This window comes from Streptomyces sp. ITFR-16, assembly GCF_031844705.1.
Classification (GTDB): domain Bacteria; phylum Actinomycetota; class Actinomycetes; order Streptomycetales; family Streptomycetaceae; genus Streptomyces.
The window spans coordinates 3332721-3346266 of record NZ_CP134609.1 but is presented as its reverse complement, the minus strand read 5'-3'; the positions used below and the strand labels follow the sequence as shown (position 1 = coordinate 3346266).

The 13546-nt window shown below is 71.4% G+C and carries 9 protein-coding genes; 5 read left to right on the top strand and 4 right to left on the bottom strand.

Going from position 1 to position 13546, the window contains the following annotated elements; genetic code table 11:
* Positions 1-4: 4 nt before the first annotated feature.
* The 3 genes from RLT58_RS14825 to recQ all read left to right on the top strand — a co-directional run bounded on the left by RLT58_RS14825 (position 5) and on the right by recQ (position 5416).
* Positions 5-1576 carry an NADH-quinone oxidoreductase subunit M gene (locus RLT58_RS14825; RefSeq protein WP_311310843.1) on the top strand — a complete coding sequence of 524 codons (1572 nt, stop codon included), beginning with the start codon at positions 5-7 and terminating at the stop codon, positions 1574-1576.
* A complete protein-coding gene (gene nuoN / locus RLT58_RS14820; RefSeq protein WP_311310842.1) occupies positions 1573-3237 on the top strand; it encodes an NADH-quinone oxidoreductase subunit NuoN in 1665 nt (554 codons plus the stop codon). Before RLT58_RS14825 ends, nuoN begins: the two co-directional genes overlap by 4 nt.
* A gap of 136 nt (positions 3238-3373) precedes the next feature.
* On the top strand, positions 3374-5416 hold the full coding sequence (recQ, locus tag RLT58_RS14815) for a DNA helicase RecQ (protein ID WP_399131533.1): 2043 nt from the start codon (positions 3374-3376) through the stop codon (positions 5414-5416).
* Between the two features lie 34 nt (positions 5417-5450).
* Here the strand turns inward: recQ and RLT58_RS14810 are convergent, their stop codons facing one another.
* The 4 genes from RLT58_RS14810 to RLT58_RS14795 all read right to left on the bottom strand — a co-directional run bounded on the left by RLT58_RS14810 (position 5451) and on the right by RLT58_RS14795 (position 10931).
* Positions 5451-6092 carry a GOLPH3/VPS74 family protein gene (locus RLT58_RS14810; protein ID WP_311310841.1) on the bottom strand — a complete coding sequence of 214 codons (642 nt, stop codon included), beginning with the start codon at positions 6090-6092 and terminating at the stop codon, positions 5451-5453.
* A complete protein-coding gene (gene fahA, locus RLT58_RS14805; protein WP_311310840.1) occupies positions 6089-7318 on the bottom strand; it encodes a fumarylacetoacetase in 1230 nt (409 codons plus the stop codon). Before fahA ends, RLT58_RS14810 begins: the two co-directional genes overlap by 4 nt.
* A 110-nt stretch (positions 7319-7428) precedes the next feature.
* Complete coding sequence (locus RLT58_RS14800) at positions 7429-9423, bottom strand: CocE/NonD family hydrolase (RefSeq protein ID WP_311310839.1); 1995 nt, start codon at positions 9421-9423, stop codon at positions 7429-7431.
* Between the two features lie 8 nt (positions 9424-9431).
* Positions 9432-10931 (bottom strand): peptide MFS transporter, encoded by a 1500-nt coding sequence (locus RLT58_RS14795; RefSeq protein WP_311310838.1) that lies wholly within the window; start codon positions 10929-10931, stop codon positions 9432-9434.
* Between the two features lie 156 nt (positions 10932-11087).
* On the opposite strand from RLT58_RS14795, the gene RLT58_RS14790 reads away from it, so the two are divergent.
* Both RLT58_RS14790 and RLT58_RS14785 read left to right on the top strand, forming a co-directional pair.
* Positions 11088-12098, top strand: a complete 1011-nt coding sequence (locus tag RLT58_RS14790; protein ID WP_311310837.1) for a polyprenyl synthetase family protein — start codon at positions 11088-11090, stop codon at positions 12096-12098.
* A gap of 217 nt (positions 12099-12315) precedes the next feature.
* The gene (locus tag RLT58_RS14785; RefSeq protein ID WP_311310836.1) at positions 12316-13539 is read left to right on the top strand and encodes a LolA family protein; all 1224 of its coding nucleotides are present in this window, start codon (positions 12316-12318) and stop codon (positions 13537-13539) included.
* The last annotated feature ends 7 nt before the right edge of the window (positions 13540-13546 follow it).

Below are 13546 nucleotides of genomic sequence, written 5' to 3'. Positions count from 1 at the left end.
TCACATGTCCTTTCCCCTCCTGACAGCGACGGCGGCGCTCCCGGCGATCGGCGCGATCGCCACCGCCGCGGTCCCGGCCGCCCGGCGCACCGCCGCCAAATGGCTGGCGCTGGCCTTCTCGCTGGCCACGCTGGTCCTGGCGGGCATCGCGCTCGCCCGCTTCGAGCCCGGCGGCAGCCGCTTCCAGCTCACCGAATCGCACGCCTGGATCAAGGACTTCGGCGTGCGGTACGAGCTGGGGGTGGACGGCATCGGGCTGGCGCTCATGGCGCTCACCGCCCTGCTGATCCCCTTCGTCATCCTGGCCGGCTGGCACGACGCCGACCCCCTGGAGACGAACTCCTCGCGCTGGCGGCCCACCCAGGGCTTCTTCGCCCTGATCCTGATGGTCGAAGCGATGGTGATCCTCTCCTTCGAGGCCACCGACGTCTTCCTCTTCTACATCCTCTTCGAAGCCATGCTCATCCCGATGTACTTCCTCATCGGCGGCTTCGGGGACCGGGCGCACGCCGGCAGCGACGAGAACGCGGCGGCCCAACGCTCGTACGCGGCCGTCAAGTTCCTCCTGTACAACCTGGTCGGCGGGCTCATCATGCTGGCCGCGGTGATCGGGCTCTACGTGGTCGCGGGGACGTTCTCGCTCTCCGAGATCGCCGAGGCCCGGGCCAACGGCACGTTCTCCATGGCGACCGGCACCGAGCGCTGGCTGTTCCTCGGGTTCTTCTTCGCCTTCGCGGTGAAGGCCCCGCTGTGGCCGCTGCACACCTGGCTGCCCAACGCGATGGGGGAGGCGACCACCCCGGTCGCCGTGCTGATCACCGCCGTCGTCGACAAGGTCGGCACCTTCGCGATGCTGCGCTTCTGCCTCCAGCTCTTCCCGGAGGCCAGCAAGTGGGCCACCCCGGTGGTCCTGGTCCTGGCGCTGATCAGCATCGTCTACGGGGCGCTGCTCGCCGTCGGCCAGCGCGACATCAAGCGGCTCATCGCCTACGCGTCGATCTCGCACTTCGGCTTCATCATCCTGGGCATCTTCGCGATGACCAGCCAGGGCCAGTCGGGCGCGACGCTGTACATGGTCAACCACGGCATCTCGACGGCCGCGCTGATGCTGGTGGCGGGCTTCCTGATCACCCGGCGCGGCTCCCGGCTCATCGCCGACTACGGGGGAGTGCAGAAGGTGGCCCCGGTGCTGGCCGGCACCTTCCTGATCGGCGGTCTGGCCACGCTGTCGCTGCCCGGACTCGCCCCGTTCGTCAGTGAGTTCCTGGTCCTGGTCGGCGCGTTCGCCGCGTATCCGGTGGTCGGCATCATCGCCACCACCGGGATCGTGCTCGCCGCGATCTACGTCCTCGTCCTCTACCAGCGGACGATGACGGGCCCGGTCAAGGCCGAGGTGCAGGGCATGGCGGACCTCAAGGTCCGTGAGCTCGCGGTGGTCGTCCCGCTGATCGCTCTGCTGATCTTCCTGGGCGTCTACCCGAAGCCGCTGACGGACATCGTCAACCCGGCGGTGCGCCACACCATGTCGGACGTACAGAAGAAGGACCCCCAGCCCGAGGTGGAGGCCGCCAAGTGAGCGCAACAGCTGTCCACAGCCTGTGGACAATGGCGGGCGGGGTGACATCCGCCGCCCCGGACGAGAAGTTCAAGGCGCCGGTCATCGAGTACGCCCAGCTGACCCCGGTCCTCATCGTGATCGGTGTCGCCGTCCTGGGCGTGCTCGTCGAGGCCTTCGTGCCGCGCCGGGCCCGCTACTACACGCAGGTCTTCCTGACCGTCGTCGCCCTGGTCGCCGCGTTCGCCGCGGTGATCGGCCTGGCGGCCGGCGGATACGGTACGACAAAGGCGCACATCGCCGCGATGGGCGCCATCGCCGTCGACGGACCGGCCCTGTTCCTCCAGGGCACGATCCTGCTGACGTCGCTGGTCGCCGTCTTCACCTTCGCCGAGCGGCGGCTCGACCCCGAGTCGCACGGCAACCGCGTCGACTCGTTCGCCGCGCAGGCCGCATCGGTGCCCGGCAGCGACAGCGAGAAGGCCGCCGTCCGGGCCGGGTTCACCACCACCGAGGTCTTTCCGCTGGTCCTGTTCTCGGTGGCCGGCATGCTGGTCTTCCCGGCGGCCAACGATCTGCTGACGCTCTTCGTGGCCCTGGAGGTCTTCTCGCTCCCGCTCTACCTCCTGTGCGCCGTCGCCCGCCGCAAGCGGCTGATGTCGCAGGAGGCCGCGGTGAAGTACTTCCTGCTCGGCGCCTTCTCCTCGGCGTTCCTGCTCTTCGGGATCGCCCTGCTCTACGGCTACGCGGGCTCCGTCTCGTACGCGAGGATCGCCGCCGTCGTCGACGGGTCCGTCCAGCAGATCGACCCCGCGCTCGCCGACACCATGGGCAACGACGTGCTGCTGCTCATCGGCGGCGCGATGATCCTGACCGGCCTGCTCTTCAAGGTCGGCGCCGTCCCGTTCCACATGTGGACCCCGGACGTCTACCAGGGCGCCCCGACCCCGGTCACCGGCTTCATGGCCGCGGCCACGAAGGTCGCCGCGTTCGGCGCGCTGCTGCGCCTGCTGTACGTGGTGCTGCCGGGCCTCACCTGGGACCTGCGGCCGGTCATGTGGGGCATCGCGATCGTCACGATGGTGGGCGGCGCGGTCGTCGCCATCACCCAGACCGACATCAAGCGGCTGCTGGCCTACTCCTCGATCGCGCACGCCGGATTCATCCTCGCCGGTGTCATCGCGGCCACCCCGCAGGGCATCTCCTCGGTGCTCTTCTACCTCGGGACGTACTCCTTCGTGACGGTCGGCGCCTTCGCCGTCGTCACGCTGGTGCGGGACGCGGGCGGCGAGGCCACGCACCTGTCGAAGTGGGCCGGGCTGGGCCGGCGCTCGCCGCTGGTCGCCGCGGTCTTCGCGGTGTTCCTGCTGGCCTTCGCCGGTATTCCGCTGACCTCGGGCTTCTCCGGGAAGTTCGCGGTGTTCAAGGCGGCGGCCGAGGGCGGCGCGGGAGGCCTGGTCGTCGTCGGTGTGATCTCCTCGGCGATCGCCGCGTTCTTCTACATCCGGGTCATCGTGCTGATGTTCTTCAGCGAGCCGAAGGCGGACGGCCCCACGGTCGCCGTCCCGTCCCCGCTGACGATGACCACCATCGCGGTCGGTGTCGCGGTGACGCTGGTGCTGGGCCTGGCCCCGCAGTACTTCCTGGACCTGGCGAGCCAGGCGGGAGTGTTCGTGCGGTAGGCGGACGCACCACCGTTTCGACGGCGCCGGACGGGCTTGGAAGTCAAGCCCGTCCGGCGTTGTCGTAGGCGGCGCCTATCGTGGCAGGGGAGAGCACAGGGACAGAAACGGGACCAGCCGTCGGGGGAACAGCGCGATGAGCATGACGGGCGGGACAGGCGTGACGGACATGACCACGGGCGTGACGGAGAGCGAGGCGCGGCGGACGCTGCACCGGGTCTTCGGGTACGAGACGTTCCGCGGCGAGCAGGAAGCGGTCGTCGACCATGTGGTGGCCGGCGGGGACGCCGTCGTGCTCATGCCGACCGGTGGCGGGAAGTCCCTCTGCTACCAGATCCCGTCCCTGGTCAGAAGGGGCACGGGCATCGTGATCTCCCCGCTGATCGCCCTGATGCAGGACCAGGTGGACGCCCTGCGGGCGCTCGGTGTGCGGGCCGGTTTCATCAACTCCACGCAGGACTTCGACGAGCGGCGCTCGATGGAGTCCCAGTTCGTCGCCGGCGAGCTCGATCTGCTCTATCTGGCCCCCGAGCGGCTCCGCCTGGACTCCACGCTGGGCCTGCTCTCCCGGGGCGAGATCTCCGTCTTCGCGATTGACGAGGCGCACTGCGTCGCCCAGTGGGGCCACGACTTCCGCCCCGACTACCTGGCCCTGTCCGTGCTGGGCGAACGCTGGCCGGACGTCCCCCGCATCGCCCTGACGGCGACGGCGACGGACGCCACGCACCGCGAGATCACCCAGCGCCTGGGCATGCCCGACGCCGAGCACTTCGTGGCCAGCTTCGACCGGCCCAACATCCAGTACCGCATCGTGGGCAAGTCCGATCCCAAGAAGCAGCTGCTGACCTTCCTCAAGGAGGAGCACGCCGGCGACGCGGGCATCGTCTACTGCCTCTCGCGCGCCTCCACGGAGAAGACCGCCGAGTACCTCTGCCGCAACGGCATCGAGGCCGTCCCGTACCACGCGGGGCTGGACGCGGGCACCCGCGCGATCCACCAGTCCCGCTTCCTGCGCGAGGAGGGGCTCGTCGTCGTCGCGACGATCGCCTTCGGCATGGGCATCGACAAGCCGGACGTCCGCTTCGTCGCCCACCTCGACCTGCCCAAGTCCGTCGAGGGGTACTACCAGGAGACGGGCCGCGCCGGCCGTGACGGAGCCCCGTCCACGGCCTGGATGGCGTACGGCCTCCAGGACGTCGTCCAGCAGCGCAAGCTCATCCAGGGCGGTGAGGGCGACGAGGCGTTCCGCCGCCGGGCCGCCGCGCACCTGGACTCCATGCTGGCGCTCTGCGAGACGGTCCAGTGCCGCCGCGCCCAGTTGCTGACGTACTTCGGCCAGGAGCCCACCGCGGCCTCCTGCGGCAACTGCGACACCTGCCTCGCCCCGCCCGAGACCTGGGACGGCACGGTGGTCTCCCAGAAGCTGCTGTCCACGGTGGTCCGGCTGAAGCGGGAGCGCGGCCAGAAGTTCGGCGCCGGCCAGATCATCGACATCCTGCTCGGCCGCAAGACGGCCAAGGTCATCCAGTTCGACCACGACCAGCTCTCGGTGTTCGGCATCGGCGAGGAGCTGGCCGAGGCGGAGTGGCGCGGCGTGGTCCGCCAGCTGCTGGCCCAGGGCCTGATCGCCGTCGAGGGCGAGTACGGCACGCTGGTGCTCACGGAGGAGAGCGGCTCCGTCCTCGGCCGGGAGCGCGAGGTGCTGCTGCGCAAGGAGCCCAAGAAGCCCACGTCGTCCCGCTCCTCCGCCCGGGGCGAGCGCAAGGGCAAGGCGGCCGCGGCCGCCGACCTCCCCGAGAGCGCCGTCCCGGTCTTCGAGGCCCTGCGCGCCTGGCGCGGCGCCCAGGCCAAGGAGCTGGGCCTCCCGGCGTACGTGATCTTCCACGACGCGACGCTCCGCGAGATCGCGACCCTGCGCCCGGCGTCGCTCACCGAGCTGGGCGGCATCAGCGGCCTCGGCGAGAAGAAGCTGGCGACGTACGGAGAGGGCGTCCTGGAGGTCCTGGCGGGCCTCCCGGCCGAGGCGGACGCCGGGGCCCCCGCAGAGCCCCCAGCGCCCCGGGCAGCGGCCCCGGCCGGCCTTCCCGCTCCGTCCGCCCAGGCCGCGCCACCGGCCCCCGCCGCCCCGCCCGCCGACCCGGAGTTCGGCTGGGACGAGGAGCCGCCGGAGTACGAGTGAGGCGGGGACGGGGGAGGGGGAGGGGCGACAGGCCCTAGTTCCCCGCCTGGTTCGCCCGGTCCTGGCGGATGTTGCGCTGCACCGCGAAGGCCGGCCAGCTCTCCCGGATCACGCGCCGCATCACACCCCGGTCGGCCCGGCCGCCCCCGGCGTTGCGGGTCAGGCCGACCGCCCCGACGAGCGCGGCGAGCGCCCGGCTTCGGGGGTCGGGGAAGCCCGCCTGCTCGGCGGCGGTGTAGCGCCAACGGGCCTGCGCGGCCAGGTCCTTGGCCACCACCGGATGGCGGTGGTAGGGCAGGAGGCCGAGGAAGCGTCGGGTCTCCCGGCGCAGGATGCCCCGCTGCACCAGGGACTCCAGATACATGCCCCCGACCTGCCGTGCGGCGCGCCGCACCCAGCTCTTGGCCGAGGCGCCGCGCCCGCCCTTGTCCGGCGGGGGCAGGCTCCGCATCAGGGCGGCCAGCAGCGGATCCGGCGGCTCCAGCGGGTTGACCACCTGGATCCGCCCGCGCTGCTCGGTGACGCGGCCCTGGAGCTCCAGCTCCGCGAGGGCCGCCCCGGCCATTGCGTACTCCAGGAAGCGGTTGCGGCAGTACGGCCTGCCGCGCTGCGGGTCCAGCGCGAGCAGGAGCAGTTCCTCGGGCAGCGTCGGCCCGGCGGCGGGAGGCTGGGTCACGGCGCCGGCACGATCCGTCCGGTCACCTCGCCGAGACCGACGCGGGTGCCGTCCGGCCCCGGGGCCCAGGCGGTGATGGTCACCGTGTCGCCGTCCTCCAGGAACGTCCGCTTGCCCTCGGGGAGTTCCAGCGGGTCGCGGCCGTTCCAGGTGAGTTCCAGCAGGGAGCCGCGCTGGCCCGGCTCGGCGCCGCTGATGGTGCCGGAGCCGTAGAGGTCGCCGGTGCGCAGCGAGGCGCCGTTGACCGTCATCTGCGCCAGCTGCTGGGCGGCCGTCCAGTACATCGTGGTGAACGGCGGCTCCGCGACGACCTGGCCGTTGATCGCGACGGAGAGCCGCAGGTCGAAGCCGCCGGGCTCCTCCTCGTCCGTGTCGTCGAGGTAGGGCAGGAGCGGGAGGTCCCGGGCGGGCGGCGCGGTGCGGGCGGCGTCCAGGGCCTCCAGCGGGGTCACCCACGCCGAGACGGAGGTGGCGAAGGACTTGCCGAGGAACGGGCCCAGCGGGACGTACTCCCAGGCCTGGATGTCGCGCGCCGACCAGTCGTTGAGCAGCGACAGACCGAAGACGTGCTCGCGGAAGTCGGCGAGCGGCACGGGCCGGCCCTGCTCGGAGCCCGTACCGACGACGAAGCCGACCTCGGCCTCGATGTCCAGCTTCACGGACGGGCCGAAGACCGGCGCCGGGTCCGCGGGCGCCTTGCGCTGGCCGGACGGGCGCACCACGTCCGTACCGGAGACGACGACCGTGCCCGCCCGGCCGTGGTAACCGATCGGCAGGTGCTTCCAGTTGGGGGTGAGCGCGTCGCCGTCGGGGCGGAAGATCCGGCCGACGTTGGTGGCGTGGTGCTCGCTGGCGTAGAAGTCCACGTAGTCCGCGACCGTGTACGGCAGATGGAGCGTCACCGACTCGACGGGGTGCAGCAGCGGTTCGATGTCCGCGCGGTGGGCGGGGACCGTCACCCACGCGGTCAGCGCCCGGCGCACATCGCTCCAGGCGGTGCGGCCGGCGGCGAGCAGGGCCGTCAGGTCGGGCTGGGCCAGCAGTTGCGCGTACGGGGAACCCAGGGTGAGGGCCGCCGCACCCGCGTCCAGGACGTGGTTGCCGATGCGGACGCCGACACGTCGCTCACCGGGCCGGTCGGACGCGGAGAAGACACCGTACGGGAGGTTGTGCGGACCGAAGGGATCGCCCTCGGCCAGATCGAGCGGGCTGCTCTGCTCGGGCATCTGTTGCTGCCTCGCTTTCCAGGTCGCTTGGGGGACACGTTACGTGGGGGACACCACCTGGCGGCAGTGCCCCAACCATCCCCGATGCCCCGGAAAGTGCGGCGGCAGCCCTATCCCGCCGTGCGCGGAATGCGCTTCTCCCAGGTGCGGTGGAAGACGACCTCGCCGCCCTCCTTGCAGACCACCTCGTTGGAGGTGATGAAGTCGGTGGCGTCGGCGGAGATCTCGGAGCGCGTCTCGACCAGCACGTCCCAGGACATCTCCGGCCGGTGCAGCCTGATCGTCCAGTCGGAGCGGGTGCGCGCGGACAGCGGGTCGCTCTCCTGGATCGTGTACGTCTCCACCGCGTCCTCGGTGAACTCCAGACCGTCCGGGTAGACCCGGGTGCCGCCGTAGCGCGGGTCCACCTCCATCCGCCACTCGCCCTTGGCGACATCGCGGACGACCAGGCGCTCGGGGCGCTGCTCGTCGAGCGTGACGGGATAGACGACACCGAGCGGCTCGGACTGCTCGGGCTCCTCGAAGTGGATCGAGGGGTCCTCGGTGTGCCGGCGCACCGGCAGCTCGACGAAGCTGCCGTCGGCGTCCAGGGTGAATCCGTCCGATCCGGCCTGCGGCCAGACCCACGGCCAGTACGAGGACGAGACGGCGAGCCTGATCCGGTGGCCGGGCGGGAAGGTGTGGCCGATGCCGTTCAGGTCGAAGGTGACGTCCTCGGTCGCACCGGCCGGCCAGTCCTCGGTGCGGTCCCGGCCGTGCCGGGCGGCCAGATTGAGGACGCCCCGGGTGACGAGGGTGGAGGAGCCGTCCGGGGCGACGTCGCAGAGCCGGGCGACGGCCTGGCCGCGCGGCACGTCCATCGAGATCCGCAGCCGGACCCGGGGCCGCCCCAGGATCTCGATCGGCGCGGCCTCGACGGGGAACTCGAAGCACACCGACTTGGCGTCCTCGTCGCGCTGGTCCGGCGGCAGGTCGGCGTCGTTGCCGAACGGGAAGAAGCGCCCCGCGTCCACCCCGGTCTGCTGCGGCGAGCGCACGATCTGCGGCCCGCCCTGGAGGGCGTACGCGACCGGCTCGACGTTCTCCGACGGCCAGCTGGTGTCCCCGACCCAGCGCCCCGGCAGCGTCTCGTAGACCGTGGCGGGCCGGTGCGACTCGCTGATCCAGGACCGCAGCAGCGGCTCCGCCATGACGCCGGTGTCCTCGTCCTTGAGATGCTGGTCCCACCAGCGCAGCGTCTCCTGGAGGAAGCCGATCCCCGGTCCGGGCGGCAGCCCCCGGTCGGGGTACTGGTGCGACCAGGGCCCGATCAGCCCGCGCACCCGCGCCGGATCGAGGTGCTCGACCAGCCGGAGCACGGTGTCGCGGTACGGGTCGTGCCAGCCGCCGACCGCGAGGACGGCGGCCTTGATCGCGGAGTAGTCCTCGCAGACGCTGCCGTGCTTCCAGTAGGCGTCGCGGCTCTGGTGGGCCAGCCAGGTGTGGATGAAGGGGTCCACGGCCTCCAGCCGGGTCAGCCACATCTCCCGCCAGTCGTCCCCGACGTCCGCCGGGTCCGGCGGCCGGCAGACGAAGGCGAGCATCGTCGCCGCCCAGGCGTGCATGTCCACGGCGAGGACCGAGCCGCCCATGTAGTGGACGTCGTTGTCGTAGCGGTCGTCGGCCGAGCACACGGTGACGATCGCCTTCAGCGGCTCGGGGGCGAGCGCGGCGATCTGGAGCGAGTTGAAGCCGCCCCAGGAGATCCCGAACATGCCGACCCGGCCCGAGCACCACTCCTGCTGGGCCAGCCAGTGGATGACGGCTACCCCGTCGGCCAGCTCCTGCGCGTCGTACTCGTCGCCCGGCAGCCCCTCGCTGTTGCCGTGCCCGCGCACATCGACCCGGACCGAGGCGTAGCCGTGACCCGCGTACCAGGGGTGGCGCTGCCAGTCCCGGGGCGCGGTCCAGTCGCTCAGCCGGTAGGGCAGGTACTCCAGCAGCGCGGGGACGGGCTCGTCCGTGACCGGCCGCCAGATCCGGGCGTACAGCTGGGTGCCGTCCGGCAGCGGGATGTAGAGGTCCTCGCGGGTCGTCTCGTACGGGAACGCGGTCTCGATGTGCATGGGCTACCTCAGTGGACGGGGTGCATGGTGCGCCTGAGCCAGGGGGCGGCGGCGATGACGGCCACACCGGCCGCCACCGCGATGGCGCCATTGACACCGAAGTAGGCGGGGTTGGAGACCTCGCCGTACAGCTTCACGATCTGTGCCTGGATGCCGTTGGCGAGGGCCAGCGAGAGGAACCAGAGCGCCATCGTCTGGCTGGCGAACGCCTTGGGGGCGAGCTTGGTGGTCGCGGACATGCCGGAGGTCTCCAGCAGGATGTCGCCGAGCCCGAGCAGCAGGTACGAGCCGACGATCCACCAGGCGGCCATCTTGTACGTGTCCGAGGAGTGCCCGGAGGTGGGCAGGACCATCAGCAGGAACGAAAGACCGCCGAGGATCACCCCGATCGCGATCTTGTTGGACGCGTGCGGCTGGCGGGGCCCCATCTTCGCCCAGACGGCCGCCACCACCGGGGCGAGCGCCACCTCGAAGGCGCCGAGCGCGGAGGCGTACCAGCTGGCCGGGAAGTGGAAGCCGAAGATCTCGGTGCGGGCGTTGGTCGACGCGAGCAGCATCATCGTCGAGTACGCCTGGAAGAGGATGAAGTTGAACACGACGGAGGCCAGGAACAGCACCACGTACGGGCGCAGCCTGCCGCGCTCCTCCGGGGTGACCCGGGGGCTGCGGAACATCACCACGAAGTAGACGACCGGCGCGATCACCGAGATGAGGGTGAGCAGGTCGACGAAGCGGTCCATGGTGAGCCAGCCCGCCAGGGCCAGGGCGGTGGCGAGCGCGGCGACGACGAGGGCGCCGAGCACGATGAGCCGGACCGCCCGGCGCATGGCGGCGGGGGCCAGCGCGAATTCGGCGGCGCCCTTTCGCCCGGCCAGGTGACGGCGGCCCAGGACGTACTGGATCAGGCCGAGCGTCATACCGAAGGCGGCGGCCGAGAAGCCCCAGTGCCAGCCGGCGTGGTCGCCGAGCCAGCCGGTGATCAGCGGGCCGAGGAAGGCGCCGATGTTGATGCCCATGTAGTAGAGGGCGAAGCCGGCGTCCCGGCGCTCGTCGTCGGTGCGGTAGAGCTTGCCGACCATGGTGGCCACATTGGGCTTGAGCAGGCCCGTTCCGGCGCTGATCAGGCCCAGGCCGACCCAGGTCATGGCGTCGGTGGGCACCGCCATGGCGTAGTGCCCGCAGGCGATGAGGATGCCGCCGTACAGGACGGCCCGGTACGAGCCGAGGATCCGGTCGGCCAGCCAGCCCCCGGCCACGGAGACCAGGTAGACCAGCGTGCCGTAGGCGGCGGAGACGGAGGCGGCGGTCCCGGCCTCCATGCCCATGCCGCCGTGGGCGACGGTGTCGGCGAAGTAGAGGACCAGGATCGCCTGCATGCCGAGGAACGAGAACCGCTCCCAGACCTCCAGGCCGGAGAGGGTCATCAGGCCCCGCGGCTGGCCGAAGAAGGCGTGGTCGTCGCCCGGCGGCGGCTGGGCCGGTTCGGTGTCTGTCGCGGTGTGGGACAAAGGGGCAACTCCTGATCGTATGAGCTGATCCCGAACATACCGGCGGTGGCGGGAAGGCGCCCACGGTGATCCAAAGGGGACCGGATACGCTGACTTGAGTGATGACAGCGACACATCGACATTCCGTGTGATCGTCAGCAGACAGGAGATCCCCTCGTGACCGTCGTCGGGCCGTTCGGACTGAGCGTGCGGGACCAGGCTCTTGAGGCCGGTGTCCAGGCCGGTTTGGCTGCTGTCGAGTCGGGGCTGCTCGATGCCACCAAGAGCGACGTGCCCTTCATCACGGAGGCCGCACAGCACCTGGTGCGCGCGGGCGGCAAGAGGTTCCGCCCGCTGCTGGCGATGCTCGCCGCCCAGTTCGGTGACGCCGACGCCCCGGGCGTGGTGCCCGCCGCCGTCGTCGTCGAGCTGACCCACCTGGCGACGCTGTACCACGACGACGTGATGGACGAGGCCGACGTGCGCCGCGGGGTGGCCAGCGCCAATTCCCGCTGGGGCAACTCGGTGGCCGTGCTGACCGGCGACTTCCTGTTCGCGCGCGCGTCGCACATACTGGCCGACCTCGGCCCGGAGGCCGTCCGGATCCAGGCCGAGGCGTTCGAGCGCCTGGTCACCGGCCAGATCCTGGAGACCGCAGGCCCGCGCGACGGCCGGGACCCGGTCGAGCACTACCTCGACGTGATGCGCGGCAAGACCGGCTCGCTGATCGCGGTGGCCTGCCGGTTCGGCGCGATGATGGCCGGGGCCGACGAGTCGGCGACCGACATCCTCACCCAGTACGGGGAACGGCTCGGCGTCGCCTTCCAGCTCGCCGACGACGTCCTGGACATCGCCTCCGACTCCCACGAGTCCGGCAAGACCCCCGGCACCGACCTCCTCGAAGGCATCCCGACCCTGCCCGTCCTGCACCTGAGGGCGCAGGCGGCGGCCGACGGCAAGCCGGACGACCTGGAGCTGGTCGAGCTGCTCGACGGGGACCTGAGCGACCCCGGCACGCTCTCCGAGGCCCTGCGCCGGCTGCGCGCCCACCCCGCGCTCGCCCAGGCCCGCCGCGACACCGTGCGGTACGCCCAGGAGGCGCGGGCCACGCTGCGGCCGCTGCCCGAGTGCTACGCCAAGCTCGCGCTGGAAGAGATGTGCGACGCCGTGGTGCACCGCGCGGGCTGAGCCGCCGGCCGCCCAACCCCTACTGGACGGCGGAGGAATGCCCCCTCGGTGTCATACCGAAGAGGTAGGCGGAGTTGCACCCGGGGGCTGACGCCTGAAGCCGCCCGATTTGGTCAGATGGAGAACAACCACTCCTGACCAAAACGGGTGAGAATGGCGGCACGGAGTGGACGAGTGCATCCGGACGGAAGCCGCCGACCACGGAGGTAGGGCACACATGGCACCGAACGACAGCGCAGAGACCAACGGCACGGCCGCGACCGCGGCCACCGGCGCGGGCCGCCGCAAGGCGGTGCGCTACATCGTCCCGGTCGCGGTGGCGGGGGTGGCGGCCGCGACGATCGGCCTGGTCCCGGCGCTCGCCAGCTCGGGCGACCCCGATCTGCCGAAGATCACCGCACAGGAACTCATCGAGAAGATCGCCGCCTCGGACACGCAGCAGCTGTCCGGCACGGTGAAGATCAGCACCGACCTCGGCATCCCGTCGATGGGCGGGCTGGCCGGCTCCCTCGTCCCGGACGCGGGCGGCAAGGACGGCGCGAGCGCCGACCCGCAGACCAAGCTCACGGAGCTGGTGTCCGGCACGCACACCCTGCGGGTCGCCGCCGACGGCCCCGACAAGCAGCGCGTCTCGGTCCTGGACCAGGCGTCCGAGTACAGCGTCATCCACAACGGCGACCAGGTCTGGGCGTACGACAGCAAGTCGAACGAGGTCTACCACGCCGAGCAGAGCGCGGCGGACCACGCGAAGCGCGGCGAGCACCCGGCCGCGCCCGAGGGCGTACCCACCACCCCCAAGGCCCTCGCCGAGCAGGCCCTGAAGGCCGCCGACGGCACCACGTCCGTCACGGTGGACGGCACCGCGCGGGTCGCGGGCCGCGATGCGTACCGGCTGGTCCTCAAGCCGGAGCAGAGCGGTTCCACGATCGGCTCGATCACCGTCGCCGTGGACGCGGAGAACGGCGTGCCGCTGAAGTTCACCCTGCAGCCCAGCAGCGGCGGCAAGGCGGCGGTCGACGCCGGGTTCACCTCGGTGGACTTCAAGAAGCCCGCCGCGTCCTCCTTCGCCTTCACCCCGCCCAAGGGCGCGAAGGTGACCGAGGCGGACGAGGCCGGGGGCCACGGAAAGGCCGAGGCCGAGAAGGCGAAGGGCGGCCTGAGCGCGTTCGAGGGGACGAACGTGATCGGCAAGGGCTGGAACACGATCGCCGAGATCAAGGCACCCGGCGGCGCGGCCCTCCCGTCGAAGGATTCGGCCGACGTCCCGGCCGAGGCGCAGCAGTTCCTGGACGCGCTCGGCGACAAGGTCACAGGGAAGTTCGGCTCGGGCACGGTCTTCAAGACCCGCCTGGTCAACGCCCTGATGACCGACGACGGCCGGGTGTACGTGGGCGCGGTCACCAAGGACGCGCTGGTGAAGGCCGCGGACAACGCGGGCTGAGCCACGC

What these genes read in the sequence shown, in the direction of transcription:
- RLT58_RS14825 (WP_311310843.1), top strand. Translation starts at nt 5, where the DNA reads ATGTCCTTTCCCCTCCTGACAGCGACGGCGGCGCTCCCGGCGATCGGC.
- recQ (WP_399131533.1), top strand. Translation starts at nt 3,374, where the DNA reads ATGAGCATGACGGGCGGGACAGGCGTGACGGACATGACCACGGGCGTG.
- RLT58_RS14785 (WP_311310836.1), top strand. Translation starts at nt 12,316, where the DNA reads ATGGCACCGAACGACAGCGCAGAGACCAACGGCACGGCCGCGACCGCG.
- fahA (WP_311310840.1), bottom strand. Translation starts at nt 7,318, where the DNA reads ATGCCCGAGCAGAGCAGCCCGCTCGATCTGGCCGAGGGCGATCCCTTC.
- RLT58_RS14800 (WP_311310839.1), bottom strand. Translation starts at nt 9,423, where the DNA reads ATGCACATCGAGACCGCGTTCCCGTACGAGACGACCCGCGAGGACCTC.